This window comes from Sorangium sp. So ce1036, from assembly GCF_051369805.1.
GTDB lineage: Bacteria > Myxococcota_A > Polyangia > Polyangiales > Polyangiaceae > Sorangium > Sorangium cellulosum_F.
Genome location: NZ_JBBMOX010000001.1, coordinates 4,339,876 through 4,366,412, shown reverse-complemented (window position 1 = coordinate 4,366,412; position 26,537 = coordinate 4,339,876). Strand labels below are relative to the sequence as shown.

Sequence of the window (26,537 nt, the reverse complement as noted above, 5' to 3'; positions counted from 1 at the left end):
TTCACGGTCGCGGTCACCCATGTAGGGTCCGCGCTCCACGGGGTACCCATCGAGGTGCCGGAGGGTTTCTTAAATGAGCGTCAATCGATGGAAGTTGTTCGCGATGCCCGTGGCCCTTCTCGGGCTGGCCTCGCCTCTCCTCGTGAACTGCGGCGGCAAGGGGATCCCCGGCGCCGACAGCCTCCCCGGGCCCGCCGGGGACCTGGCGTCGGCCGCGGGCGGCTGCGAGGAGATGAAGAACGGCGGCATCGCGAACCTCAAGTTCGACGGCGGCGCCGAGGTCGAGGGCAAGATCAAGGGCTTCCTCGAGGCCGCGGCGTCGCTCGACAAGCTCACGGCGGACATGGAGGCGGATCTCATCGCCTCGTGCGGCAAGCTCGGCAAGGACCTCGGCATGAAGGACGAGGAGCTCAAGGCCGAGGCGGGCGGCGGCAAGGGCGCCGAGAAGGTCTGCAACGCGGTCTCGGCCAAGGTCAACGCCGCCGTCAAGGCGAACGCCGAGGCGAAGCTCTCGGTCCAGATCGACCCCCCGAAGTGCTACGCCGACATCCAGGCCATGCAGACGTGCCTCGGCGAGTGCGGCTCGCCGGTGCAGCCCGGCAAGCTCGAGGCGTCGTGCGAGGGCGGCGAGATCAGCGGCAAGTGCGACGCCGAGTGCAAGGGCTCGTGCACCGTCGACGCGGGCGCGCAGTGCAGCGGCACCTGCAAGGCGAGCTGCTCGGGCAAGTGCGACGCCGGCTTCAAGGGCACCTGCGGCGGCAAGTGCGACGGCAAGTGCGACGGCAAGGACTCGAAGGGCGCGGCGTGCGCGGGGGTCTGCGAGGGCAAGTGCGACGCCAGGGCCGAGGGGACCTGCACGGGCACCTGCGACGGCTCCTGCTCCGGCACGTGCGAGCTCAAGGCGGCGGCGAAGTGCTCGGGCTCCTGCTCGGGCGGCTGCAGCGCCGAGATCAAGGAGCCGAAGTGCTCCGGTGAGTTCAAGCCCCCGAGCGTCGATCCGACCTGCCAGATGCAGTGCACGGCGAAGACCGCCGGGCAGGCGAAGTGCGACGCGCCGAACGTCCGCGTCGTGGCCAACGGCAAGGTGAACGCCGACGCGCAGAAGCTCGTCGCCGCGCTCCAGACGTCGCTCCCGGCGATCGCGAAGGTCCAGCTCGGCACCGGCAAGAAGCTGGCGGCGGCGGTCTCGGGCGTCGCGAAGGCGGGCGCCGAGGTCAAGGACGTGGCGCTCAAGGCGGGCGGCAAGGCGGTCGCCTGCGTCGCGACCGCCATCGACGCGTCGGCGAGCGCGACCGCCTCGATCGACGTCAACATCCAGGCGAGCGCGAGCGTCAGCGGCTCGGCGAGCGGTTCGGCCAGCGGCGGGACCTGATCCCGACGCGGCGTGAGCCCGGCGGCGGCGGTCCCCTCCCGGAGGGGGCCTGCCGCCGCTGTCGTGTTCAGCGCCCGTGACATCCTTGTAACCACCGCGTTTCCTGGCCGGACATGCGGGTGCAGCGAGGCCGCTCCGGCGCGCCGCGACCCCGGCGAGCGGACCGGCGCGATCCCCCTTCTCCCCGATGCCCCCCGCGCGCCGCGGGCGTGGCGGACCCGAACGCTCTTCCCCCGTCCCCGCTTCAGCGCCGCGCCGCGCGCGTTCAGCGTCGCGGCGTCCATTGCGCGCCATCCCGGCGCCGCGTCCGGGCTATGATGGCGCTTCGCTTGGCAGTGCGACGGTACTCTTCAGGGCAGGTGCGATGGTCGGCGGTCCCTTGATCGAGCGAGGAGCCAGGATCGGCGAGTACACGATCGACGAGCCGCTCGGCGAGGGTGGCTTCGGCGCCGTGTTCCGCGCGCGCGACGAGGCCGGGAACGACGCCGCCATCAAGATCTTCAAGGACATGAGCGCCCAGAGCGCCGGGCACCTCTTCGTCCAGCAGAACGAGATCGAGGCGCTGCTCCGGCTGCGCCACCCGGCGCTGGTCAAGCTCTGCTCGTACGGCGTCCTCGACGGGATCGGCCTCTACCTCGCGATGGAGCTCGTGCGGGGCGAGACGCTCGATCGCTACCTCGCGCGGATGGGGCGGCTCGACACCATCGAGGCGCTGCGCATCGCGCGCCGGGTGGCCGAGGCGCTGGCCCACTGCCACGCGCTCAACGTGCTGCACCTCGACCTCAAGCCGAGCAACATCGTCCTCACCGATCCTTACGAGCCCAGGCTCAAGATCCTCGATTTCGGCCTGGCCACGCTCACGGTGAGCTTCCAGCCCGAGCACACCCGCGTCAACGCGGGCACCATCGCCTACCTGGCGCCCGAGTGCCTGAAGCGGGGCGCGCTCGCGCGGCCGAGCCCCCGGATGGACCTCTACGCGGTCGGCGTGATGCTCTACGAGCTGCTCTCCGGCCGGCTGCCGTTCTCGGGCAGCACCGTCGCCAGCATCATCAACCAGAAGGTCTACGGCGCGCTCGTGCCGCTCGCCCAGGTCGCGCCCGAGACGCCGGCCCAGGTCGTCTCGCTCGTGGACGAGCTCATGGAGCGCGATCCCGCGCGGCGCTTCTCGAGCGCGGCCCGGCTCTGCGCGCGGCTCAAGGAGCTCTACTACGTCACGCTCCACGGCGCCCCGCCGGCGCTCGGGGCCGAGGGCGCCCCCGACGAGCGCGACGCCGCGTCGCCCGAGGCGCTCGACGACACGCCGTTCCTCGGCCGCGAGCAGGAGCTCGGGCGCCTCGTGGATCTGCTGCAATGCGCGGTGCGCGGCGAGCCCCGGCCGGCCGTGGTGGTCGGCGACACGGGGGTCGGCAAGAGCCGCCTCATCGCCGAGCTGCTCCGGAGCGCGGAGGAGGCCGGCGCGGCGATCGTCGCCTACGGCCGCTGCCGGGAGCTCTCGGGGCTCGTGCCCTACTCGGCGCTCCGCGAGGCGCTGTCGCAGATCGCGCTCTGGCTGGAGCGCAACAGCGACAACCGCGCGGCGCGCATCCGGAAGCTCGTCAGCCTGGTGGTCGCCGAGGACGCCGGCCTGCTCCGCGAGCTCGTCCCGGAGCTCCTCCGGGCGGTCGGGCTCGCCGACGAGGGCGGCGCCATCGGCCCGGGCGGCACGCGCTGGATCGCCGATCTGATCCTGCGGCTGCTCGGCGCGATCGCCGAGGAGATCCCCGTCGTCCTCGCCATCGAGGACGTGCACTGGGCCGACGAGGCGACGCAGGAGGTCCTCACGCGCCTGTCGGACCAGCTCGGCGAGCGGCCGGTCCTGCTGCTCGGCACGGCGCGGCCGCCCCACGCGAGCGGGCGCGGCGCGCCCGGCTCGACGATGCCGCCGCCGGGCTCGGTCGGGCTGCGCAGCGGGCCCGGCTCGTCGCCGATGACGCCGCGGGCGGCGGGCTGGCTCTCCTGGAAGGACGTCGAGCGGCTCGATCTCGGCCCGCTCCCCCCCGAGGCGAACCGGGCGCTGCTCTCCGCGCTCGGTCGCGGCGCCGGCGACGACCTCGTGCACGAGCTCGTGCGCCGCGTCCCGCTGCTCGCCGCCGGCAACCCGCTCTTCAACATCCAGGTCGTCCGCAACATGGAGACCGAGGGCTTCCTGCAGCGCGGCCGGGGCGGCGCGCTCGAGCTCTCCCGCGGCGACGCGCACTACCGCGCGCCCGCGTCGGTCTCGGACGTCCTCTCCCGCAGCATCGAGGCGCTCGATCCCACGACCGTCCAGGTCCTCGGCGTGGCCGCGCTCATCGGCCGGCAGTTCCTGCGCGACGACCTCGAGGAGCTCGGCCTGTTCGACCCGGCGGAGGTCGACCGCGCCCTGCGCGACGCGGCCGAGCACTACGTCTGCCTGAGCGAGGACGGGCGGCTCACGTCGTTCTCGCACGACGCGGCGCGCGAGCAGCTCGCCGCGCGCGTGCCGGCCGAGGAGCGCGGCGAGGTCCACCGGCGGATCGCGCGGCGCATCGAGCAGCGCGGCGGCGATCCCGGGACGCTCGCGCACCACGCCGAGCGCGCGGGCGATCTCGACCGGGCCGCGTCGACGTACCTGCTCGCGGCCATGGAGGCCGATCGCCTCCAGGATCCGCTCGGCGCGAGCCGGCGGCTCCGGCAGGCGCTCGCGCTGCTCGAGCGGCTGCCGCTCGACCCGGCGCGCGTCGAGCTCCGGGCCCGCTGCGCGCACGAGCTCGCGCGCGTGGCCTGCCTGCTCGGCAGCACGGCGGAGCCGCTCGACCTGCTCCGGCGCGCGGCCGGCGCGCTGCCGGAGGCGCCGCTCGTCACGGCGGCGCTCTCCAGCGCGCTGTCGCGCGTGCACTACGTCCGCGGGGAGTTCGCGGACGCCGTTGCCCACAGCCGCAAGGCGCTCGCGGCGGTCGGCGCGAGCCCCGAGCTCCGCCCGTACCAGTGCCTGCCCGCGAACATCCTCGGGCGCGCGCTGTGCGCGGCCGGCAAGGTCGGCCCGGCGCTCGAGCCGCTCCGCCGCGGGTGCGAGCTCGCCGAGGCGGCGGGCGAGTACATCGAGCTCTGCCACTCGCGCGGCATCCTCTGCGTCGCGCTGAGCCAGGCGGGCCACTACGCCGAGGCCGAGCAGAACGTCGCCGAGGCCGCCCGCATCGCCGAGCGCCTGCACGACCCGGTGCGGCTGCTCGGCACGTGGTTCTACAACGCGGTGCTCGCCGAGGGCCGGTTCGACTGGGAGCTCGGCGTCCGGTCGACCACGCAGCTGCTCTCGTACGCGGAGGAGCACGGCCTGAGCGGGCTGTACCTGTACCTCGGCACGATGTACGCGGGCCGGCACCAGTTCCACGTGGGCCACCTGTCCCGGGCGCGCGTGCTGCTCTCGAACGCGTGCAACCTGAGCGGCGTGCTGGGCATCGGCATGGGGCGCGGCTGGGCCGAGGGGTTCCTGGGGGACGTGTTCTTCATCCAGGGCCTGCTCCCGGAGGCGCTCGCCGCCTACGAGCGGGCGATCGAGATCGGCTCGGCCGGGACGGGCGACGCCTACGCCGTGGGGCTCGGCCGGATCGGCAGGATGCACACGGCCGCGCTCCAGGGCCGCGACGCCGCCGAGGTGAGGGCGCAGGGCGACGAGGCGCTCGAGCACATCCGCGACTCGGGCAACCGCTCGCTGCTCGTGACGGCGCTCGAGCGCTTCGTCGAGGCGCTCGATGCGGTCGGGGACGCGGACGGCGCGCGCGCCGCCCGCGACGAGCGCGCGGCGCTGGTGCAGGTGCTCGGCCTCACGGCGCCGACGTTCTGGCCGCGGCCTCCGGCCGAGGCGGGCTCCCAGGGCTCCCCGCGGGACTACTGGACCGCGCTGCCGCGCGCCTCGCGGGCGCCCGGCCCGGGCAGCCTGGGCACGACGGAGATCGTCGGCGCGACCCTGGCGGGGCTGGCGGAGGCGGCGACGCTCGCGGTCCCCGAGGAGGGAGACGCCTCGGCCCCGACGCGGGTGGCGCTCCCGCGCCTCCGCCGCGTGACGCTGCTGGAGACGCTCGCCTCGGTGGAGGGGTTCGTCCCGTGCTTCGACGGGCCGGAGGCTCCCCCGGCGGCGCGGTGAGCGCGGCGCGTTCCGGCGGGGCGCCGGCGCGGGTAGCATGGGGATGGTGCAACCTTCCGATGACGGCGTCGCGCTCGGCGCCGGGGTGCGAAGAGGACCTGTCGAGGGCGTGCGCACGGCGCTGGCCTGCGCCTGGGCGACGCTGTTCCTCCTCGTCCTGCTGCCCATCGGCCTGGTCTGCTTCCCGTTCGATCGCCGGCAGCGGATGCACGATCGGCTCTCGGTCGTCTGGGCGCGCGGCGCGCTCTGGCTGGTCGGCGTGCGCGTCGAGGCCGAGGGCGTCGAGCACGTGCGGCCGGGCGAGCGTTACGTGATCGTCGCGAACCACCAGAGCGCGCTCGACATCCTCGCGTTGCTCGTGGTGCTGCAGGCGCGGGCGCCGATCCGATTCCTCGCCAAGCGCGCGCTGTTCCGCGTGCCGCTGCTCGGCTGGGGCATGCGCCTCTACGGCCACACGCCGGTCGACCGGAGCCGCGGCCGGGGCGCGGCCGCGGATCTCGACGAGGCGCGGCGGAACGTGATGCAGCGCTGGTCGACGGTGTTCTTCCCCGAGGGCACGCGGAGCGCGACGGGCCGGCTCCTGCCCTTCCGGCTGGGCGCCTTCCGGACGGCCTCGGCCGCGGGGGCGCGCCTCCTGCCGGTCACGCTCGACGGCTCGGGCGCGCTCCTGCCGAAGGGCCGCCTCGCCGCCGCGCCCGGGGTGGTGCGGGTCGTGGTGCACGCGCCGCTCGCCCCGCCCGCGGCGTCGCTCGCGGAGCTCCACGCCGCGGCGGAGGCGTGCGGGGCGGTCGTGGCGGCGGCCCTGCCGGAGGCGCTGCGCCGGGCGGGGTGAGGGAGCACGCTTCAGCGCGCTCCCTGGCGGCCCCCGCTCGGCGTCCTAGGTCGACTCGCCGCCCGGCAGCTTGCCGAACCGCTGCTCGTACGCTGCCAGCCGCGCCGCGAGCAGCTTCGCCTCGTCCTCCGCGGCGCGCGCGCGCCCCTCGGCGGCGCGGGCCTGCTCCTCGGCGGCGCGGGCCTGCTCCTCAGCGGCGCGGGCCTGCTCCTCGGCGGTGGGCAGCACGCGCCCCTCCGCGTCGAGCCAGCGCAGCCAGTCGACCTCGAGGTTGTGATACGTGCCGCGACGGACGCCGAGCCCGAGGTGCAGCCGCGAGCTCACCACATCGCCGTTCGCCGCGGGCGCGACGGGCACGTAGGACATCGTGGCGAGATCGAGCGTGTAGGCCTCGAGGACGCCAGTGAACGGATCGAACAGGTAGTACTCGGGCACGCGCAGGAGCTTCGCGTAGATCCGCATCTTGTCGGTGCGATCGACCTTCTCGGTGCTCTCGGAGAGCAGCTCGATCACCACGTCGGGCGTCCTGCCGTCCTCTTGCCAGACGACCCAGGACTTGCGCTCGCGCTTCACCGTATCGAGCACCACGAAGACGTCCGGCCCGCGGAAGTCGTTCTTCTTCGCCTGGAGCTCGCTGAAGTAGATCGCCATGTTGCCGCTGACGTACACGTCGTCGCGGTCCTTCCACAGCAGATCCAGCACCTCGATGAGGAGCTCCATCTGCTTGCGATGCCGCTGAGACTCCATCGGCTCTCCGTCGTCGTACGGCAGCTCGTCCTCGCCCGGCGGCGGGATCGGGACGAACGAGGTATCGCTCTGAAAGGCCATGCGTCGCTCCTTCGAGGAGGGTACCGCTCCTCGTCCCCTGGGTCGAACGCGTCGCGGGGCCCACCGCTACCACGGCGCGGCGCCGACCGCGACGATCGCGCCGCGCCGGCAGGCCCGGCCGGGATGAACGCTGCATGAAACGACATGGGGCGAGCGCGTGATGAGCGGGACGTTTACGGGATGGCCATGAATTTCGTCGTGGTTCGTGGTGGGATGTGGGCTGCTCGGAGCCCGGCAAGGCGACCGCCGCGAAACCGGCCAGCGCGGCCGCTGCGCGCGGCGACCGCGACAGGCTCGCCTCCGCCGCGGAGGAGCCGAGGGCCAGCGCCCCACCTCGCGCCGGCGCGCGCCGCGGCGGACCGGCGACGCGTTCTCCTTCGGGCCCCCTCCCCGCCGACGTCAGGTCACGTCGGGTGGGCCATCTCGACGGCCTGCTCGGGGGTGCCGAGCAGCTCCGTGCGCATGCACTGCTCCACGATCTGCCGGACGAAGATCAGGTGGTCCTCCTCCTCGTGCAGGCGCTGCTTGAACGCTTCCCTCGCCTCGTCGTCGCCCGCCTCGTCGGCGAGCTCGAGCAGGAGCTGCCAGCCGGAGTTATCGACGAGCTCCGCGGTGAGCATCGCGTGGAGCGTGTGGGTCGGGCTCGGGTCGCCGTCGAGCACCACCTGCTCAAGGCCCTTCGACTCGAGCGTGATCAGCCGTGACATCTCGGTCTCGGCGTGCGCATCCCCGCCGAGCGCGCGGATCTGCTCCTCGAGCCACTCCTCGTGCTCCTTCTCCTGATCCCGGTACTTCTTGAGCTGGCCGAGCAGGTTCTGCAGGCCGGGATCGGCCGTGCGGCGGATCTTCTCCATCGTGGAGTCGTACAGTCGGACGCTCGCGCGCTCGAACGTCAGCCGCTCGTTGAGCAGGTCGACGGCCTTGTCCTTGTTCATCTGTGCAAGCTTCTGCATGAGTGCCTCCGACCAGGGCAGATGCGATTCGCAGGCCGCGCGCTGACCGGCGACCACGCGCGCCCGGCCGGGGCGACCAGGCGTCGTGGACCGGTCTGGACGCCGGGCCCTCCAGGGACGCTCACCAGGATCGCGTGAAGGCGGCCCGGCTCGATCGCGCGCCAGCGGGGCGATGTCGGACGGAGCTCCGTCAGCTCGTGATGCGCCGGAGCACGATGACCGGCCGCCCCGCCTCGCGCGAGCGCTCGAGATCGACCTTGCAGTCGAGCATCCAGTCGTTGTCGTCGTCCGGATCGACGATGATCTGCTCCACCCCCCACGCCCCGCCGTCCTCGGAGGGGTGGATGATCGTGTTGCCCGGGCTCCGGGCCGCCGGATCGGTGCGGATGGAGGCGTGCTCCGCGTAATAGCCCCGGAGCGCCTCCTCCAGCCGATCCGCGGTCCAGGGCTGCTCCTCGCCCTCCACCATCTCGGCGGCGAGGTCGTAGTCGCGGCGGGACAGGGCGCGCAGGAAGAAGAACAGCTCGTTCCTGACGAGCACCGTGAACTCCTTCGGGTTCCTGGTGACGTCGAACGCGGCCGGCTCGACGACGCCGCCGGTGGCGGCCGCGCGGGGCTGGAACGAGGGGTCGCGCATCCGCTCCCACTCGTCGACCAGGCTCGAATCGACGCCGCGCACGATCGCCCGGAAATAGGCGATCATGTCCTCGGTGTCGCTGTCTTTCGCGTAGTCGGGGACCGTCTGGACGAGCGCCTTGTACACCTCGGAGACGTACCGGAGCAGGAGCCCCTCCGCCCGCTCCAGGCCGTATTCCTTGATGAACTCGCCGAACGACAGGTACTGCTCGTACATCTCGCGCGCGACGCCCTTCGGCCGGATGTTCTCCTGCCCGACCCAGGGGTGCCGCCGCGCGTAGTCGTTGAACGTGCCGTAGATGAACTCCCGGTTCGGCTTCGGAACCTCGAGCTTCTCGAGCTCCTCGATCCTTTGATCGTACTCCACGCCCGCCGCCTTGAGCTCCGCGAGCTTCTCGGTCTTCAGCCGATCGAGCTGCTTCTGCAGGATGAGATCGGGGTTTTCGAGGATCGACTCGACCAGCGTCAAGAGATCGAGCGGGTAGGTGCCGCTCTCGGGATCCAGCTTGTCCACGGTCTCGAGGACGTAGAGCGAGAGCGCGTGGTTCAGCGAGAAGTCCTCCTGGAGATCCGCGTTGATGCGGATGCGCTTGCCCCGCCCGTCCTCCCTCGGGACGAACTCGATGATGCGCGCCTCCACGAGCGAGCGGAAGAGGAGCATCGCGGTCTTGCCGTGCTGGCGCCGGACCGCCGGGCGGTCGTGGGTGCCGCGGATGAGCCGCTTCAGCGCCTGACACCCGCCCTCCTCGCGCCCGAGCACGTTGACCAGCATGCCGTGCGTGACCTGGAAGCGCGACACGAGCGGCTCGGGGGGCGACTGGATCAGCCGCTCGAACGTGCTCCGGTCCCAGTGGACATACCCCTTCTCCGGCGGCTTCTTCTTGACGATCTTCCGCCGCTTGGCCGGGTCGTTCCCCGCCTTGGCCTCGAGCCGCATGTTCTCGATGACGTGCTCCGGCGCCTGGGCCACGACGCTGCCCTGCGTGTCGTACCCTTTCCGGCCGGCGCGGCCGCTGATCTGCTGGAAATCACGGACGCTCAGGATCGCCGTCTTCTCGCCGTCGAACTTGCAGAGTTTCGTGAAGAGCACCGTGCGGATCGGGATGTTCACGCCCACGCCGAGCGTGTCCGTGCCGCAGATGATCTTGAGGTGCCCCTGCTGGGCCAGCTTCTCGACGAGCAGCCGGTACTTGGGCAGCAGCCCCGCGTGGTGCAGCCCGATACCGTGCTTCACGAAGCGCTGGACCTCGCGGCCGTAAGGGCTGGAGAACTTCACCTCGGCGAGCGCGGCGGTGATCGCCCGCTTCTCTTCCTTGGTGCAGTAATCCTGGCTCATCAGGTTCTGCGCCTCCTCGGCGCAGGCCCGCTGGGTGAAGCTCACGATGTAGATCGGGGCCTTGCCGCTCCTCACGAGCGTCGCGACGGTCTCGTGGAGCGGCGTCTCGCGGTACTCGTAGTCGAGCGGCACCGGGCGCTCGGTCGACCGGACGATGGCCGTCTCCGCGCCGGTGAGCCGGGTCAGCGCGTCCTGGAAGAACTCGGTGCCGCCGAGCGTGGCGCTCATCAGCAGAAACCTCGCCTGCGGGAGCGTGAGCAGCGGGATCTGCCAGGCCGCGCCGCGATCGCGATCCGAGTAGTAGTGGAACTCGTCCATGATCACGTAGTCGCAGAGCGCCCGCTCGCCCTCGCGGAGCGCGATGTTCGCGAGGATCTCCGCGGTGCAGCAGAGGATCGGCGCGTCGCGGTTCACCGACGCGTCGCCGGTCAGCATGCCCACGTTCTCGGGGCCGAAGTCGTTGCAGAGCGAGAAGAACTTCTCGCTCACGAGCGCCTTGATCGGGCACGTGTAGAACGACTTCATCCCCTCCGCCATCGCCTTGAAATGCATGGCGGCCGCGACGAGCGACTTGCCCGATCCGGTCGGGGTGTTGAGGATGAGGTTCTTGCCGCCGAAGATCTCGAGGATGGCCTCCTCCTGCGCCGGATAGAGCTCGAGCCCCCGATCCGCGACGTAGTCGAGGAAGCCGTTCAGCAGATCGTCGGCGGTGAAGTCGTGGGGCGACGGCGGGAGGCGCGCGTAAAGCGGGGCGACGGCGTGATCCATGGCGGCAGTGTGACGCCCGTCGGGGGCGCACCCTGCACAAGCCTGGTTCCGGGGGAAAATGCAAGCAAACTCCTCCATGTCTCCGCCGGATCGCCGACCTCTGCCGCGCGACGCAGGACGGACGGGGCTCCCGGGACAGCCGGGAGTCGCGGGGCGGCGCGAGCGGGGCTGCCGTCCTGCCCTTGCGCCGCGTGCTCGTGATACCGTTGCCGGACGAAACAGGGGGGACGCCGCGCGCACACGTCCAGGGGCACCTTCCGGATCGGCCTGGTGCGCGCGGGGGATCGGGAGGCCGGGGCGGACAGCGATGCACGAGACCGCCGGACGACGAGCCGGGGCGACGCGATCCTCGGGGAGAGGGTGCGCACAGATCGATGTGTCGAGCGGCCTCATCGTGCGCGCGGGCGGCGCGCTCTGCGGCATCCTGGGGTACGCCGAGCAGGAGCTCGCGCAGAAGCGGCTCCCGGATCTCGCGCCTCCGGAGGATCGGACGGGCTCGCTCGCGGCGTGGCGCGCGCTGATCGAGGGCGGGACGGACGAGCGCGCGTTCGAGATGCGATGCCTCCACAAGGATGGGAGCGTCCGGAAGCTCCACCTGACGGGCTTCCTCGTCCATGACATCCGGGAACCGCCCTCGTGCGCCGTGGTGTTCATCGAGGACATCACCGCCATGGAGCGCGCCGAGGCGCCGGGGGCCGCGACGGGCTGCGCGCTCGACACGACGGCGTTCCAGCGGACGGAGGAGACATTCCGGAGGAGCGAGTGGATCTTCCGCGCCATCGGGAGATCCATCGATTACGGCGTCTGGGTCAGCGACCGCGACGGCCGGAACGTCTATGCCAGCGAGGCGTTCCTGCGGATGGCGGGGATGACCCAGGAGCAGTGCTCGGAACACGGGTGGATCGACGCGCTCCACCCCGACGACCGGCACAAGGTCGCGATCTTCGAGCGGTGCGTGCGGACGGGTGAGCCGTTCGAGGAAGAGCTCCGCTATCTGGGCGAAGGCGGGGCCGTGCACCCCGTCCTGAACCGGGGTGTCCCCGTCCGCGACGAGCGGGGCGAGATCTGCTGCTGGGTCGGCCTCTGCCTGGACATCAGCCGTCACAAGCGCGCCGAGGAGGCGCTGCGCGAGAGCGAGCGCCGGCTCCGCGCGGCGCTCGACGAGGCGCGGCGGTCGCTCGCCGAGCGCGAGCGCCTCGAGGACGAGCTCCGCCGGCGCGAGCGGCAGCTCGCGTCGCTGATGGAGCACTCGCCGGACGCGATCTTCCGCATCGATCTGGGCCTGCGCTGCACCTTCATGTCGCCCACCTCGACGGGGGTCACGGGGTTCCCGCCGGAGCACTACCTGGGCAAGACGCCCCGCGAGTGCGGGTTGTCGGCCGAGGTGTGCGAGGCGGGCGAGGCCGCGTGCCGCGAGGCGCAGCGGACGCGCAGGCCGCAGCGGGCGGAGCTCAGCCTCGGCGAGCGGCGATACCGCATCCGGCTCATCCCCGAGCTCGGGCCCGACGGCGCGGTGGAGTCGTTCATGGGGATCACCGAGGACATCACCGCGGAGCGGCAGGCCGAGGAGGCGCGCTGGAAGCTGCTCGAGAGCGAGCGCGCCGCCCGCGACGAGGCGGAGCGCGTGAGCCGGGTCAAGGACGACTTCGTCGCGACGCTCTCGCACGAGCTGCGCTCGCCCATCAACGCGATCCTCGGCTGGGCGCGGATCCTGCAAAGCCGCCAGGGCCACGCGCCCGACGCCCACGTGCTCGCGCGGGGGCTCGAGGTCATCGAGCGCAACGCCCGGCTCGAGGCCGACATGGTGTCGGAGCTGCTCGACATGAGCCGGATCATCTCCGGGAAGCTGCGGCTCGACGTCCAGCCGGTCGACCTGCCCGCGATCATCCAGAGCGCGATCGAGTCGATCAAGCTCGCCGCCGAGGCCAAGGAGATCACGGTCGCCACGGCCATCGCCCTCGGTCCGACCTGCCTCCGGGGCGACCCCACCCGGCTCCAGCAGGTCGTGTGGAACCTCCTGTCGAACGCCGTCAAATTCACGCCCGCGGGGGGGCGGGTCGACGTCACGCTGCGGCGCGTGGGGGCCCACGCCGAGCTGTCGGTGAGCGACACGGGCGTGGGCGTCGGCGCGCAGTTCCTCCCGCACGTGTTCGAGCGTTTCCGGCAAGCGGACGCGTCGTCGGCGAGGAAATACGGCGGGCTCGGCATCGGGCTGTCGATCGTCAAGCACCTGGTCGAGCTGCACGGCGGCACGGTGGCGGTCGCGAGCGAGGGCGAGGGCCGGGGGACGACGTTCACCGTGAGGCTGCCGCTCGCGGGCGTCTCGCAGGAGGCACCCGGCGCGGCGCCGTCGAAGGGGGCGGCCCGCGCCGCGGTGCTGCTCGACGACGCCGGCGCGGAGCTCACCGGCGTGCGGGTGCTGGTGGTGGACGACCAGGCCGACGCGCGCGAGGTGGCGCAGCGGGTGCTGGCGGAGTACGCGGCGACCGTCACGACCGTGGCGTCGGCGGCGGAGGCGCTGGCCGCGCTGGAGCGGGAGCGGCCCGACGTGCTCGTGAGCGACCTGGGGATGCCGGTCGAGGACGGGTTCCAGCTCATCCGCAAGGTGCGGGCCCTCGGCGCCGAGCGCGGGGGGGCGACGCCGGCCGTGGCGCTCAGCGCGCTGGCGCGGGCCGAGGATCGCGCGCGGGCGCTGGGCGCCGGGTACCAGGCGCACATCGCCAAGCCGCTCGATCCGGCGGAGCTCGTGGGGGTGGTGGGCACCCTGGCGCGCGGGCGCGACGGCTGACGTGGCGGGCGGGGGGTGCGCGGTGGGGGCGCGCCTCCGGGGCTTGCGTTCCGGCGAGCCACTCTTGTGGCTCGCCTGCACTCCAGCACCCTCCGGTGCGCCCCCACCGCGCCCCCCCGCCCGCCACGTCAGCTCAGGTGTGGGGGGGGAGGAATGGGGGCCAGCTCGGGTGTGGGGGAGGAATGGGAGAGCTGCTGCGGTGGATCTTGATATAGGGTTCTTCACAGCATCGCTCCGCGCAGGAGGGTGAGCAGGCCATGGTTCAGCAGATTTCCGTGAAGGAGCTCTTTCTCAAGCTGAAGGCGAGGGAGCCCGTTTACCTCCTCGACGTGCGCACGCCCGGCGAGCACGAGATCGCGGCGCTGCCCGGCAGCACGCTGATCCCGCTGAACGAGCTCGCCGAGCGCGCGGAGGAGATCGACGCGAACGCGGACGCGCTCATCGTCGCGTATTGCCACCACGGGGTCCGGAGCCTGTCGGCCGCCGCCATCCTCGAGAAGCTCGGGCACGAGCGCGTGGCCTCGCTCCAGGGCGGGATCGACGCGTGGTCGGTCCATATCGACGAGAGCATCCCGCGGTATTGACGCGACCCGCGGGCGCCCGGCGAGGGACGAGCGCCCGGCCGGGCGCGGGCAGGGAGCGCCGGCGCCGCGGCTCACGAGCGGGGCGGCGCGGCGTGACGGCCGGGGTGGATCAGTTGAGGGCGGCGCCGCCGAGGCGGAAGTAGAGCAAACGCCCCGCGCCGCACGCGCTGCAGGCGACCTTCGCCACGCGGAGCCGTACCCCGTCCAGGGTCTCGGCCGTGTGGTCCTCCACGCGGAGGGCGCCGCGGCAGCGGGGGCACGGGATCGCGCGGGCCGCCACCTCGACCTGCGAGGCGGCGTCGAGCGCGATGGCGCGCCCGGGGGTGTGGCCCGGCTCGAGCAGCGCGAGCCGCTCGATGTCGCGCGTGAGCTTCTCCGACGCGCGATCGCTGGCGCGCCGTGCGGCGCGGGCCGAGAGCTTCTTCTTCGCCATGATCTCCGTACTCCCGTGCCCCGCCGCCCGACGTGGCGAGGCGGACCCGGGGCGCGGGAAGCATACGCGAAGCCGGGACCTCCACGGCGCGCGTGGAGAGGGGCGGGCGGCCCGACGGGCGCCCGCCGGCGGGCGGTCAGGGCGGCAGCGCGGCGAGCAGCGCGTCCACCCGGTCCGCCTCGCCCGATATCCCGAGGCGGCGGTAGAGGGCGAGGGCCGCAGCCCATCGCGCGCGGGCCTTCGCGTGATCGCCCTCTGCGCGGTCGATGCTGCCCAGCAGCTCGAGGCACACGGCCTCGTAGACGAGGCTGTGCGGGCCGCTCGTCCGCGCCAGCGCGTCGTCGAGGCGCTGCCGGGCCTCGCGGCGCCTGCCGTCGTCCAGATCGAGCGCGGCCAGGCCGAGGAGCGTGGCGATCTCGGCGTCCACGTTTCCGCTGCGACGCGCGGGAGCCAGCGAGAGATCATAGAGCCTGCGCGCCTCGGCGGCTCGGCCCGCCGCCTCCTCCAGGCGAGCGAGCGCTTGCAGCGTCTCGGCTTCCCCCCAGGCGTTCTCGATCCGCCGCCGGAGCGCGAGCGCCCCTTCGAGCTGCGCGCGCGCCTCGTCGGCGCGCCCCTCCTTCGCCGAGAGCAGCCCGAGCAGGTGCAGCGCCTCGGCCTCTCCCCACGGGTCCTCCAGCCGCCGCCGGAGCGCGAGCGCCTCCTCGTAGAGACCACGCGCCTCAGCCAGGCGTCCCTGCATCGCCTCCAGGGACGCGAGCACCTGCAGGGTCCCTGCCTGGCCAAACACGTTTCCGATGCGGCGCGTCAGCGCGAGCGCCGCCCTGTATCCCCGGCGCGCCTCGTCGAGGTGCCCCTCTTGCGCGTCCATGTTCGCGAGCGCATGCAGCGTCTCGGCTTCCCCTTGCAGATCCCCGCTGCGCCGCCACAGCGACAGCGACGCGCCGTAGAGCTCGCGCGCCTCGGCCGCTCGCCCCTCCCGCTCCGCGACGAGCGCGAGCGCGTGCAGCGTCTCGGCTTCCCCCGCCGCGTTCCCGGCGCGCCGGTCGAGCGAGCGCGCCGCCTCGTGGAGCTCGCGCGCCTCGGCCGCTCGCCCCGCTTGCACCTCCAGCCACGCGAGCTGGCGCAACGTCTCGGCCTCCTCCGCCCCGCTCCCGGCGCGCCGCCACAGCGACAGCGCGCCCTCGTAGAGCGCTCGCGCCTCGTCCGCTCGCCCTTGCTGCGCCGACAGCCACGCGATCCGGCGCAGCAGGCGGGCCTCTCCCCGCATGTCGCCGGCGCGCCGCCGCAGCGACAGCGCGCGCTCGTAGAGCGCTCGCGCCTCGTCCGCTCGCCCCGCCACGGCCTCCATCGCGGCGAGCTCGCGCAGCGCGAACGCGAGCCACGCGTGATCATGGTTCGCCTCCGCCCACCGCTGGATCGTGAGGAGGTGCTCCCGCGCGGCGTCCACCTTGCCCTCGAGCGCGTCGACGGCCGCGAGCTCGGCGCGCCCGTGCTGCTCCCAGCGCCCCGCGCCCGCCGCCGTTGCCGCCTGGAGGAGCGCCGCGGCCTGCTCCCGCGCCGAGACCAGCTGGCCCTCCATCCGCAGGGCGTACGCGCGCTGCTGCTGCGCCCGCAGCGCGTCGGTGCCCGCGAGCGCGCCGCGGCGCAGCGCATCGCCCAGGTGAACGTGCGCGTCGGCGTACCGCCGCGCCTCGTGGAGCGACGCGCCCAGGATCGCCGCGGAGAGCGCCGCGGGATCCAGGGACCGAGCGCCTTCGAGCGTGAGACCCGGCGCGACGAGGTCCTCCGGCGCGCCGGACCACTCGTCCGCCGGGAGCCTCAGTCGCCCCGGATCCACGACGGTGAGCCGAGGCAGCGCGCAGTCCGCCCGATCGCAGCGCATCGCGCCCCACACCACGACGTGGGCGCCGAGTCGCTCGCCGAGGGCCCGCGCCTGCGCGTGCCCGCCGTCTGCCGCCCCGGCGCCCCGCACGAGCTGGCCGACCTCGTGGCGCACCGAGACGCCCTCCGCCCCCGCGGCAGCGCCCCGGAGCGCGCTCGCCAGCCGCTCGGCGACCCCCCTGCCCGCCTGAAGCGACCGCGCGTCCTGCGCGCCGGCCGGCGCGAAGCTGAGGACGACGATCGACACCTTCGCGGTCGCGGACATTTCCTCGGCAGGGCGCAGGTACACGACCGGCTGCCCTTCGGCCGGAGGCTCGCCGTGAGCCGGCGCCGCCCAGGCGTGCCGATCGCCGAGCGCCTCGATCCGCACCCGGCCAGCGATCCCGCCCTCGTCCCCTGTCGGGTGCACCGCGTAGACATCGCCCACCGCGGCGCCGTCCTCACGGCCGACGCCGAGCAGCGCCCGGCCCCCCTCGACCCGCACCACGCGGCCCACGAACTTCTGCAGCGGCGGCCGCTCACCGCGGTCGATCCTGCGCGCGCCGGCCCCGTCGAGCCGCGCTTCGGTCTGGTACAGCACGCGCACGCGCGCGGTGTCCTGGAGAGCCTCCGCGACCACGGCGACGCCGACCGGCCGCGCCGCCGGCGCGCCAGGCGGCCCGTGCGAGAGCACCACCCAGTCACCCCGCTGCCAGCCGTGGCCGTGCGGCAGGCCCACCACGAGCGGCGCGCCGCCGTCCGCCGGCAGGCAGAACACCGGGCTCCCCGCCGCTTCCGGGCACGGCGATGGCGTACCGGCCACGGGCGCAGGCCTTCCGGCCGGCGAGCGCACGGGCGCAGGCGCGGCGCAGCCCGCGGCGAGCGCGAGCGCCGTCACGAGCCCCGTCCAGCAGCGCACGGCGCGTCGCACGCGCGCCCTTCTGGAGCCGGGATCGCGGAGGTCGCGGCACGGGCAGGCAGGCATGTGTGGAAGATACAGGAGCCATCCCACGCTGGCGACGGCCTGCATGAGCCTGATCCGCGGCGGCGCGCTGGACACCGAGGCCCGGAGGCCGACCGCCTCGGCCGGCAGGTCGTGTCGTTTCCACGAGACCCGTGAGCCCGTTGACGCACCGGAGCAGGCGCCTGGCTGTGCCGACCGTGCCCGTCAACAGGACACGCGGAATGCCGGACGGGCGAGCGCGGGGACGGGCGCCCGGCGGCGGGCGATCAGTGCGTCGCTCGCGGCGCCGGCGCGCGCAGCCGCTGCATGCAATACATGAGGCCGGCCCGCAGGTTGGCCTTGGTCACGATGGCGCTCAGGTCGAGCCCCAGCTCGACCACGGTCTGCGCGACGGTCGGGCGGATGCCGCAGATGATCCCCTCGGCGCCGAGCAGCTGGATGGCCCTCACGAGGCGGATCAGGTGATCCGCGACCTTCGTGTCCACCATCTGCACCCCGGTGAGATCCAGGACCGCGAAGCGCGCGCTGCGGCTGCTGATCGCGTCGAGCAAGCTCTCCATCGCCTCGGCGGTCCTCGCGCTGTCGACGACGCCGATCATGGGCAGCGCCAGCACGCCGTCCCACACCTCGATGATCGGGGCCGTGAGCTCTCGGATGACCCGCTGCTGCGCCTCGATGACGTCGAGCTTCATCTGGAGCACCTGCTGCGCCTGCCTCTCCTGCGTGACGTCGAGCGAGAACCCGATGACGGACTGGACCTGCCCCGTGGTGTCGTGGACGGGGACCACCCACGTCTCCCAGGCGTGACCGTGCGCCTCGGACAGCGCGCGCCCGGGGTGCCCCATCATCGCTCTCCGGAGCGCGCCCGACTCGTCGCCGTAAAGGTCGAAGACGTTCTGTCCGATGAGCTGGCCAGGGGTCTGGCCGGAGACCTTCATCCCGTTGCCCTCGTGGTAGGTGAACACGCCCCTGGGATCGACCACCCACACCACCACCGGGAGGGTCTCGACCAGGGCGCCGAGGATCCGCTCCCGCTCCCTCAGCCGGAGGACCTCGTCGAGGGCGCCGTCGTCGGGGGGCAGATCGCGGAACGACCCGTGGACCAACCCGTCCGCGGACGCGCCGCGCACCACGCACGCGACGGGCCTGTAGCCGCGCCCCACGCTCAGGATCCGGCCGCGGATCTGGATCGGCGTCGCGCTCGCGCGGACCTCTGCCCACCTCGTCGTGAGCGCGCCGCGATCCTCCGGGTGGAACAGCTCGGAGAGCGGGGTCCCCCGCGCCAGTAGAGGCCCGACGGTCCGGCCCAGGAGATCGCTCCATCGCAGGAGCGCGCCATCGACGCCCGCGACAAACAGCATCTCTGTCGAGTGTGCGACCAGGTCATCCAGCGAAACCAGCGTCCCATTTGCGTTGGCCATGGCACCGCGCCTCCCTCCCGCAAGCGGACAGATACGGACTCACGCAGGCTACGTTGGTGTCCGCACGTGTATAGTAGGGCGCAATCCGGAACGCGTATCAGGGCTCCGCCTTAATCGATCTCTCGAACGCACAGAGCGGAATCGGCGCCCGGAGCACCGTGATCACGCGACCGCCAGAGCACGTATGCCTCGCACAGATCGCTTCGTCTGTGCGAGACGCACGATGCGCGTCTATCGCCTCGTCCGGGAGAGGCGCACGATGCGTGTCCATCGCTTCCTTCGCGCGAGGCGCGTGTTGCGAGTCTGTCGCTTCGTCTGTGCGAGACGCACGATGCGCGTCTCGCTGGCTCAGCCACGCGACGGCTCGTGCTCGAAAGCGCTCCTCCCGGTCGACCTCGGTCGGGGCCACCGCCCGGCGCCGCCGCGCGGCCAGGCGCCTGGACGTCCCGCGCGCCCCGCCGAGGCGCTAAGCTCCCGCGCATGCCCCCGCCCCGCTCCCCGGAGCCCGCCCTCGCCCTCGCCCCCGCGCCCGCGCGGCCCGGCCGCCGGTGACGCCCATGCGCTCCTCCCGCTTTCGTCCGGGGCTCGGCCCGCCGCGCGGCGCGCTCGTCGAGACCGCCTGGTTCGCGTTCCACGGCGACGAGCTCCTCGTGCGCGTCGCCGCGCCCGGCGACCGCTTCGACATCCCCGTCGCGGCCGATCTCGCCGCCCTCGGCGTCCGCGTCGCGCGGGACCAGCCGCTCGGCGAGCTCGACGGCCGCCCGTGCCGCTCCGCCGAGCTCGCGCCGGGCTCCCCGGCGCCCGAGGGGTACGCGTACGTCTCGCTCCGGCGCCTCCACGGGCGCATCGACCCGGAGCTGTTCGACGTCTCGGGCACGGCCTACCAGGTGCAGTACTGGGACAGGACCCACCAGTACTGCGCGGCCTGCGGCGCCGCGCTCGACGCCGGGCAGGACGAGCGCGTCAAGCGCTGCGCCCGCTGCGCGAGCAGCTACTTCCCCCGGGTCACGCCCGCGACGATCGTGCTCGTCGAGGACGGCCCCCGCGTCCTGATGACGCGTCAGGCGCGGTTCCCCGCGGGCATGTACGGGCTCGTCGCCGGCTTCGTCGAGCCGGGCGAGACGCTCGAGGCGTGCGTCGCGCGCGAGGTCCGCGAGGAGACCGGCATCGACGTCGCCGACGTCGCCTACTTCGGCAGCCAGCCGTGGCCGTTCCCCCACCAGATCATGGTCGGGTTCACCGCGCGCCACGCCGGCGGCGAGCTCCGGGTCGACACGCGCGAGCTCGAGGACGCGCGCTGGTTCCACCGGGACGCGCTGCCGCTGCTGCCGCCGCCGCTCAGCATCGCCCGCCAGCTCATCGACGCGTGGCGCGCGCGCCCCCCGCGGTAGCGCCCCTCCGCGCCTCAGACCAGGCGCCGCTTCCAGGCGCCGCGGCGGAACAGGAGCCCGCCCGCGAGCGCGCACGTCGAGAACGCCACGGCGATGGCGATGAACACCCCGAGCGGGCCGAGCCCGAGGGCGCGCGCGAGCGCCCACCCGAGCGGGATCTCCCAGAGCCAGAAGCAGGCGAAGTTCAGCATCGTGGGCGTCCACGTGTCGCCCGCGCCGTTGAACGCCTGCGTGAACACGATGCCGAAGCCGTAGAACAGGAACCCGCACGCGACGACCCGGAGCGTCTGCGTCCCGAACCCGAGCACCTCCGCGTCGCCCGTGAACGCGCCGACGATCGGGCCGGCCGCGACCAGGAACACCGCGCCGACGACGCCGAGCACGACCGTGTTCCAGAGGCCCGCGCGGTAGACGGCGGCCTCCGCCCGCTCGGGGCGCCCCGCCCCGAGGTTCTGCCCCACCATGGTCGCGGCGGCGTTCCCGAGCCCCCACGCCGGCAGGATCGCGAAGGCGATGATCCGCATCCCGATGGTGTAGCCGGCGAGCGCCGCGCTCCCGAAGGGGGCGATGATGCGCACCATGCCGATCCAGCTCGCGGTGCCGATGATCGCCTGCAAGGCGCCGCTCGCCCAGAGGCGGAGCAGCGTCGCGAGCGCCCGCGGGTCGGGGACGAGGTGCCGCGCCCGGAGCTTCACCCGACCGCCGCCGCGCACGAGCAGCGCGAGCCCCAGCGCGGCCCCGGTCCCGCGGCCGAGCGTCGTCGCCACGGCCGCGCCGGCCACGCCGAGCTCCGGGAACGGGCCGAGGCCGAAGATGAAGCACGGGCCGAGCGCCATGTTCAGCGCGTTCGAGAGCCAGAGCACCCGCATCGACAGCGCCGCGTTGCCGGCCCCGCGGAAGACGGCGTTGATGACGAACAGCAGGAGGATCGTCGCGTTGCCGAGCAGCATGATCGCGGCGAAGGGCGCGCCGGTCGCGATGACGCGCTCGGTCGCGCCCATCGCCGCGAGCAGGCGCGGCGCGAGGAGCGCGCCGGCGGCCGAGATGGGGAGCGACACGAGCGCGCCGAGGGCGATGACCTGCCCCGCCATGGCGGCCGCCTCCTCGGGGCGCCCCTCCCCGATCCTGCGCGCGACGGTGGCGGACGCGGCGACCGAGAGGCCCATGCCCACGGCGTACACCACCGCGAGGAGCGACTCCGTGAGCCCGACGGCCGCGACCGCGTCGGCGCCGAGGCGCGAGACCCAGAAGACGTCGACCACGGCGAAGAGCGACTCCATGAGCATCTCCATGACCATCGGGATCGCGAGCAGGACGATGGCCCGGTCGATGGATCCGCTCGTGAAGTCGTGCTCCCCGCCGCGGACCGCGTCGCGCAGCGTCGACCAGAGGCCGGCGCCGCGGGGCGCGCCGGGCGAGGGCGCGTCGGCGCGGAGGCGCGGGGTGGGGACGGACGGGGAGGCTTCGCGGGGCATGGGGCGAGCAAGCTGATCGCGGCGGCGCGACGCGTCCAGCGCCTTGTCGAGCGCGGAACCCCGGCGGCGTGGGGTGCCGCTCCCCGGCGGCGCGCGGCGCTTCGCGCCGGACGGGAGGGGCTCGCCCGTCGCGGGCGCCTCGGGTCGTGCCCCTGCGGATCGGAGGCCGCCTGGCCGCGGTCGATCTCTGGAGCTTGCGTCCGTGTCGGTCGCGTTTCCGTTCACCCGTGTTCAGCGGTCGTCGAACCGGCGAAGCCACGCCTGGCTGCGCTCCAGATCGAAGCGGAGCCCCGGGCCGGCGTACTGGAAGGGCCGGTGCTTCGTGATGCGGATCGGCTTGAGATACTTCGACAGCTTCACATACAGCTCCGGCCAGATATTGCGTTCCGCATCGCCGAGCTGCGGACGCGGGCCGGCCTGGATCATGATGCCCCCATCGAACCGATGGACGACGAACCTGGGATCCAGCGCGTCTAGATCAGCCTCGATCTTGTCCAGACCCCCCATCTCCTGGACCCATCGGTCCGCCAACACCGTGAGCCAGTTGACTCCCTTGATACCCTCCCCACCACACCTGCCTTCTTGGAGCCAAGTCGAGTGGCTGGTAGGATAGTCGGCCTCCAACCCAGGAAAACGCTGAGCCCATTGATAGACAACAGGCTCATATAGGTTACTAACCGAACTATCAGCAGATTCGACCGCGCCAATGCCGCCATAGCCGCTCACCGGCTTCAGCTTGCGGCACACCTCAAGCATCACCTCCGGGAAAGACTCCGACGAATCCGCAAACCAGAGAAGCGGGAACGCCATCCGGAAGAATCCAAGCTGCACGAAGGGTCTACGAGGCAGCCCCAGCGCGCTCGCGAAGAAGGCATTTGCACCGCGGTCGTACTCGGCGCCGTGATAGATGAGCGAGAAGCTCTCATCTTCATCAAACCCCAAGAGCCACGCGCGAGGGAACGAGCCTTTCCCCTTGCCATACGGCTCCATCAACCGCCTTTCTGGGTGCAGCGCCCAGCGCAGGCGATGGCCGCAGCGACGAAAGTAGTCCTCACAACATGAGACCACCGCCTCGCGCACCTCCCGCTTGTACGCGTCCTCGAAGTACAGGGTCGCCAGGAGCGCCACTTGCAGGACCGGGCGCCCCTCGTCATCTTTTACCGTCAGGTGCTCGTCGAGCATCTGCATCATCTCGTTCGTTTCCTCTGACATCATCTCCTCCATCATGGAACAACCACTGGGCCCCGGAGCAGAGGCGCGAGCTTGCCGAGGATCCGCGCAATCGCGGGCGGGATGGCCACATCGTCGGCCTGCCCCCCGGGTACGGCGTCATTCAGCACCAGCGCCATCACGAGCAGCGTCAGCGCTGCCACTTCTGCTACGTCACCGGCCGTGATCTCCTGCGCCTGCGACTTCGTCTGGCTCGGGCAGCCGCACCGATCAGGTCCAAGCTCTCTAAACGGGGCTTCTCCGGCAATTGTTTCGTACTCTGTTCGCTGCTCATACCCGAGCTTGTCTGGAGGGAACTTGATCTCGATCACCTCCTTGATGTTGTCGCGCATGGGCGGCCTCGTACCATCCTTGACCACCACGACGTCGGGGATCCTGCTCCCCTTCGGGCTGCCCCGCGTGGCTCGTCGCGGGTCGTTCTTGCTCATGATGGGCTCTGGCGGCCGCTTGCTCATATCGTAGGGCACCTCAGCCTTGAGCGGGCTCGTGTGCGCCGAGGCATCCTCGAGCGCCCGGATGTGCCTAGTCACACATCGCTGCCGGAGTCGCTCCTCCTTACACCGGCAGATGAAGCCGCACACCGCGCCCTCCTCCGGTGTGAGCGGCCCACCTCCGCCGACGCCCCCCGCCTGCATCGGCGGCAGCCCCCCCGCGAAGCCGAGCAGCGGCAACCGTACAGGATCCGCCCGTACCGGCGCGCCCGGCGGCAGCACGGGCAGCGCCGGCCGCGCCGCGGGCGCCCCGCCAGGCGCGCCCCCTTGTTTGATCCTGACCGCTCCCCCGTCGATCGACACGCCACTCGCGTCGATCCGCACAAAGCCCCCCGGCCCGCGCAGCGTCACGTCGCCCGCCTCGATCACGATCGCGCCACCAGCCTTCAGATGGATCGCGCCGCCCGCCTCCAGCGCCGCCACCCCGCCGACCCGCTCGTGCCGATCGCCGTCGACCGTGAGCGACCTCACGCCGCCGACCCGTTCGCGCAGCTCCCCCTCCACGGTGACGTGGGCGTCCTTACCCACATACCCCACCGCCCGCCCTTCGGTCCGCGCGCACTCGTCGCCGCCGACGCTCTTCGCGCGGCTTCCGCGGACCACGAGCGCCTCGTCGCGCCCCACCTCGGTGCGCAGCTCCCGCTCGGCGCGCAGCGCCACCAGCTCCGCGCCCTTCCGATCCTCGAAGCGCAGCTCGTTGAAACCGCCGCCGCCCGGCGACGACGCGCTGCGCCACAGGCTTTGCGTCCGCTCCTCGGGCAGCTTCAGCGGCACCGGGTTGAGGGCGTTGGACACGCGTCCGACGACCACAGGCTGGTCGGGATCACCTTCGAGAAAAGCGACCAGCACTTCCTGCCCCACGCGCGGCAGTGCGAAGAGCCCGTACCCCGCACCCGCCCAGCCCTGGCCCACGCGCAGCCAGCACGAGCTGTGCTCGTCGTGCCCGCCGAGCCGATCCCACGGAAACTGCACCCGCACCCGCCCGTGGGCATCGGTATGGATCTCCTCGCCGGGCGGGCCGACCACCACGCCGCTCTGCATCCCGTGCACGCGCGGCTTCGGTGTGCGCCGCGCCGGCCGGTACGGCGCCGACGCGCGTACCGCCGTGCCGCTCACCGACCAGCCGCCGCGTGCGCGACCCTCGATCGAAAGCGACGTCACCAGCAGCCCCACGCCCGGGTCGAGTTCTGGCCGCGGGTGGCCATCGACCGCAAAAACCGTGCCGGGAAGCAGGTCGAGCGCGCTCGTGTGAAACGAGATCGCGCACGCGCCCGCAAGCTCCGCCTCCAGCGCCTGCGCCGCGAGCCTCGTCGCGCGCCGGTCCTCGTGCAAGGCGCCCCCGTCGCGTTCGACGAGGCACGCGCCTGGTTGATACCGGTAGCGCTCGGTGCGCGCGTCGGTGCAGCCGGCGCTCCGCGCCTGCCCGACCAGCGCCCACGACGGGCGCACAAAGTCGTGATCGCGCAGGGCGATCGCGCCGGCGCGCGCGTGCTGCTCGATCGCAACGCGCGTCACCCAGGCGTGCGCGCGCACGTCCAGCGGCTGATCGACGTACGCGAGCGGCGCCTCCCGCCGCGGCGCGCTCCGGTGCAAGGCATCCGCGAGCACCAGCCGCGAACGCTCCCCGTCGTCCAGCAGCGCGTACGCGATCCCCGCTTCCTCCAGCAGCCGATGGAAGAAGTCGAGGTCCGTCTCCCCGTACTGCACCTTGTACGCAAGCTGCGGGTGCTCGTCCTTGTCGATCTTCCACGTCGCCTCCAGTCCCCACGCATCCAGCAGCGCGCTCGCGATCTCGGGCGCTGAGAGATGCTGGTAGATCCGGTGGTCCGTGCGCAGCGAGAGCTGCCAGAGCGCCGGCACGATCGTCAGCGCGTACGTCGAGACGCCGAGCTCGCCGCCGCGCAGCTCCAGCGCGCGCACCTGCCGGACATGGCTGCACACGCCGGACCACACCCGCTCGCCGTGCAGCCCGCTGCCCTCGCCGGCCTCGATCCGCAGCGCCGCCGGCTGGCCGGCGATCGCGTCGAAGTCGACGCACGGCTCTGGCGACACCGCCTCCACCTCCACCGTGAAGGGCGACGACACCGCCTCGCGGATCGCCACCCGCTCGACGCGCAGACGCTCGCCGCACGCGAGCGACAGCTCGATCCGCAGCACCGCGTCGCCGCGCATGTCACCCACCCCCAAGGCGCGCCAAGACGCACGTCACGTTGTCCGGCCCGCCATGCTCGTTCGCGAGGTCGACCAGCAGGCCCGCCGCCAGGCTCAGCTCCCCGTGCCCCCGCAGCACGCCCGCGATGCGTTCCTCGGGCACCGGGCCCCACAGCCCGTCCGAGCATACGAGGAACACATCCCCCGGCGCCGTCGCCTCCACCCGCGACGCGATCTCCACCGTCTCATCGCACCCCAGCGCCCGCGTCACTGCGTCCGCCCGCTCGCTCAGTGCCACCGCGGCCTCCAGCACGCCGTCGCCGTCCTGCAAGAGCTCCTCCAGCAGCGTGTGATCCTGCGTCAGCCGCTCCAGCTTTCCCCCGCGCATCCGGTAGACGCGCGTGTCGCCCACGTGCGCGATGTACGCCATGCCCGGCGCGAGCAGCACCCCCGCGAAGGTCGTCGCCATCCCGCGCATCGCTTCCTGCCGCTGGCTCGCCTCGTAGATCGCGCGGTTCGCGCGCCGCACGCTCAGCACGAGCCGCACCTCGTCCCGCTCGCGCAGGCTTGCCTCGCCGCGCGGCCACGTCTCCTCCAGCTCGTCGTCCTCCTCGAAGCAGCTCTTGACCACCTCGATCGCCATCCGCGACGCCACCTCGCCGGCCGCGTGGCCCCCGAGCCCATCGGCCACCATGAACAGCCCGAGGTAGGGCAGCGCCGCGAAGCTGTCCTCGTTCCGACTCCGGCGGCGGCCCACGTCCGACTGCGCTGCCGCCTCGATGGCGAGCTGTGGATACACGATCGTCCTCCTCGCTGCTCGTCCACACGACGAGCCGAGCCAAGGCGCGCCGCGCTGCGCGGCGCGCGTCTCTCCGGTTTCTCT

Annotated in this window: 16 protein-coding genes; 6 read left to right on the top strand and 10 right to left on the bottom strand. The window is 72.9% G+C overall.

Annotation, left to right across the window (positions count from 1 at the left end; all coding sequences use genetic code 11):
- The first annotated feature begins 73 nt into the window (after window positions 1–73).
- The 3 genes from WMF31_RS16555 (at window position 74) to WMF31_RS16545 (ending at window position 6,345) form a co-directional block, all read left to right on the top strand.
- Entirely contained in the window at window positions 74–1,372 is a 1,299-nt protein-coding gene (locus WMF31_RS16555) for a hypothetical protein (protein ID WP_436602867.1), read from the top strand.
- Window positions 1,373–1,751: 379 nt separating this feature from the next.
- Window positions 1,752–5,513, top strand: coding sequence for a serine/threonine-protein kinase (locus WMF31_RS16550; protein WP_436602866.1), 3,762 nt, complete (start codon window positions 1,752–1,754; stop codon window positions 5,511–5,513).
- A gap of 43 nt (window positions 5,514–5,556) precedes the next feature.
- Complete coding sequence (locus tag WMF31_RS16545) at window positions 5,557–6,345, top strand: lysophospholipid acyltransferase family protein (protein ID WP_436602865.1); 789 nt, start codon at window positions 5,557–5,559, stop codon at window positions 6,343–6,345.
- Between the two features lie 45 nt (window positions 6,346–6,390).
- Here the strand turns inward: WMF31_RS16545 and WMF31_RS16540 are convergent, their stop codons facing one another.
- The 3 genes from WMF31_RS16540 to WMF31_RS16530 form a co-directional block, all read right to left on the bottom strand.
- Window positions 6,391–7,173 (bottom strand): Uma2 family endonuclease, encoded by a 783-nt coding sequence (locus WMF31_RS16540; protein WP_436602864.1) that lies wholly within the window; start codon window positions 7,171–7,173, stop codon window positions 6,391–6,393.
- Window positions 7,174–7,577: 404 nt separating this feature from the next.
- Window positions 7,578–8,126, bottom strand: coding sequence for a DUF892 family protein (locus WMF31_RS16535; protein ID WP_436602863.1), 549 nt, complete (start codon window positions 8,124–8,126; stop codon window positions 7,578–7,580).
- Window positions 8,127–8,316: 190 nt separating this feature from the next.
- Complete coding sequence (locus WMF31_RS16530; RefSeq protein ID WP_436602862.1) at window positions 8,317–10,866, bottom strand: DEAD/DEAH box helicase; 2,550 nt, start codon at window positions 10,864–10,866, stop codon at window positions 8,317–8,319.
- Between the two features lie 307 nt (window positions 10,867–11,173).
- Here WMF31_RS16530 and WMF31_RS16525 point away from each other — a divergent pair, with 307 nt between their 5' ends.
- Window positions 11,174–13,654, top strand: coding sequence for a PAS domain S-box protein (locus WMF31_RS16525; protein ID WP_436602861.1), 2,481 nt, complete (start codon window positions 11,174–11,176; stop codon window positions 13,652–13,654).
- A gap of 257 nt (window positions 13,655–13,911) precedes the next feature.
- The gene (locus tag WMF31_RS16520; RefSeq protein WP_436602860.1) at window positions 13,912–14,238 is read left to right on the top strand and encodes a rhodanese-like domain-containing protein; all 327 of its coding nucleotides are present in this window, start codon (window positions 13,912–13,914) and stop codon (window positions 14,236–14,238) included.
- Between the two features lie 109 nt (window positions 14,239–14,347).
- On the opposite strand, the gene WMF31_RS16515 is transcribed toward WMF31_RS16520, so the two are convergent.
- The 3 genes from WMF31_RS16515 to WMF31_RS16505 all read right to left on the bottom strand — a co-directional run bounded on the left by WMF31_RS16515 (window position 14,348) and on the right by WMF31_RS16505 (window position 18,856).
- A complete protein-coding gene (locus WMF31_RS16515; protein WP_129348844.1) occupies window positions 14,348–14,671 on the bottom strand; it encodes a hypothetical protein in 324 nt (107 codons plus the stop codon).
- A 136-nt stretch (window positions 14,672–14,807) separates the two neighbouring features.
- A complete protein-coding gene (locus WMF31_RS16510; RefSeq protein WP_436602859.1) occupies window positions 14,808–17,462 on the bottom strand; it encodes a tetratricopeptide repeat protein in 2,655 nt (884 codons plus the stop codon).
- A 299-nt stretch (window positions 17,463–17,761) separates the two neighbouring features.
- Window positions 17,762–18,856 carry a PAS domain-containing protein gene (locus WMF31_RS16505; RefSeq protein ID WP_436602858.1) on the bottom strand — a complete coding sequence of 365 codons (1,095 nt, stop codon included), beginning with the start codon at window positions 18,854–18,856 and terminating at the stop codon, window positions 17,762–17,764.
- Window positions 18,857–19,473: 617 nt separating this feature from the next.
- On the opposite strand from WMF31_RS16505, the gene nudC reads away from it, so the two are divergent.
- Complete coding sequence (gene nudC / locus WMF31_RS16500; protein WP_436602857.1) at window positions 19,474–20,307, top strand: NAD(+) diphosphatase; 834 nt, start codon at window positions 19,474–19,476, stop codon at window positions 20,305–20,307.
- A gap of 14 nt (window positions 20,308–20,321) precedes the next feature.
- On the opposite strand, the gene WMF31_RS16495 is transcribed toward nudC, so the two are convergent.
- From WMF31_RS16495 to WMF31_RS16480, 4 genes are all read right to left on the bottom strand, one after another.
- Entirely contained in the window at window positions 20,322–21,782 is a 1,461-nt protein-coding gene (locus tag WMF31_RS16495) for an MATE family efflux transporter (RefSeq protein ID WP_436602856.1), read from the bottom strand.
- Window positions 21,783–22,013: 231 nt separating this feature from the next.
- A complete protein-coding gene (locus tag WMF31_RS16490) occupies window positions 22,014–23,009 on the bottom strand; it encodes a type VI immunity family protein (RefSeq protein WP_129348852.1) in 996 nt (331 codons plus the stop codon).
- On the bottom strand, window positions 23,006–25,675 hold the full coding sequence (gene tssI / locus WMF31_RS16485) for a type VI secretion system tip protein TssI/VgrG (protein ID WP_436602855.1): 2,670 nt from the start codon (window positions 25,673–25,675) through the stop codon (window positions 23,006–23,008). The genes WMF31_RS16490 and tssI overlap by 4 nt, the downstream gene beginning before the upstream one ends.
- A gap of 1 nt (window position 25,676) precedes the next feature.
- Window positions 25,677–26,453, bottom strand: coding sequence for a PP2C family protein-serine/threonine phosphatase (locus WMF31_RS16480; protein ID WP_436602854.1), 777 nt, complete (start codon window positions 26,451–26,453; stop codon window positions 25,677–25,679).
- Window positions 26,454–26,537: the final 84 nt, after the last annotated feature.

Excerpts from the sequence above, each read along its gene's own strand:
- WMF31_RS16505 (WP_436602858.1), bottom strand. The coding sequence starts at position 18,856 with ATGCTGTTTGTCGCGGGCGTCGATGGCGCGCTCCTGCGATGGAGCGAT.
- tssI (WP_436602855.1), bottom strand. The coding sequence starts at position 25,675 with ATGCGCGGCGACGCGGTGCTGCGGATCGAGCTGTCGCTCGCGTGCGGC.
- WMF31_RS16530 (WP_436602862.1), bottom strand. The coding sequence starts at position 10,866 with ATGGATCACGCCGTCGCCCCGCTTTACGCGCGCCTCCCGCCGTCGCCC.
- WMF31_RS16495 (WP_436602856.1), bottom strand. The coding sequence starts at position 21,782 with ATGCCCCGCGAAGCCTCCCCGTCCGTCCCCACCCCGCGCCTCCGCGCC.
- WMF31_RS16555 (WP_436602867.1), top strand. The coding sequence starts at position 74 with ATGAGCGTCAATCGATGGAAGTTGTTCGCGATGCCCGTGGCCCTTCTC.
- WMF31_RS16490 (WP_129348852.1), bottom strand. The coding sequence starts at position 23,009 with ATGATGGAGGAGATGATGTCAGAGGAAACGAACGAGATGATGCAGATG.
- WMF31_RS16515 (WP_129348844.1), bottom strand. The coding sequence starts at position 14,671 with ATGGCGAAGAAGAAGCTCTCGGCCCGCGCCGCACGGCGCGCCAGCGAT.
- nudC (WP_436602857.1), top strand. The coding sequence starts at position 19,474 with ATGCGCTCCTCCCGCTTTCGTCCGGGGCTCGGCCCGCCGCGCGGCGCG.
- WMF31_RS16545 (WP_436602865.1), top strand. The coding sequence starts at position 5,557 with ATGGTGCAACCTTCCGATGACGGCGTCGCGCTCGGCGCCGGGGTGCGA.
- WMF31_RS16535 (WP_436602863.1), bottom strand. The coding sequence starts at position 8,126 with ATGCAGAAGCTTGCACAGATGAACAAGGACAAGGCCGTCGACCTGCTC.
- WMF31_RS16525 (WP_436602861.1), top strand. The coding sequence starts at position 11,174 with ATGCACGAGACCGCCGGACGACGAGCCGGGGCGACGCGATCCTCGGGG.
- WMF31_RS16520 (WP_436602860.1), top strand. The coding sequence starts at position 13,912 with ATGGTTCAGCAGATTTCCGTGAAGGAGCTCTTTCTCAAGCTGAAGGCG.
- WMF31_RS16540 (WP_436602864.1), bottom strand. The coding sequence starts at position 7,173 with ATGGCCTTTCAGAGCGATACCTCGTTCGTCCCGATCCCGCCGCCGGGC.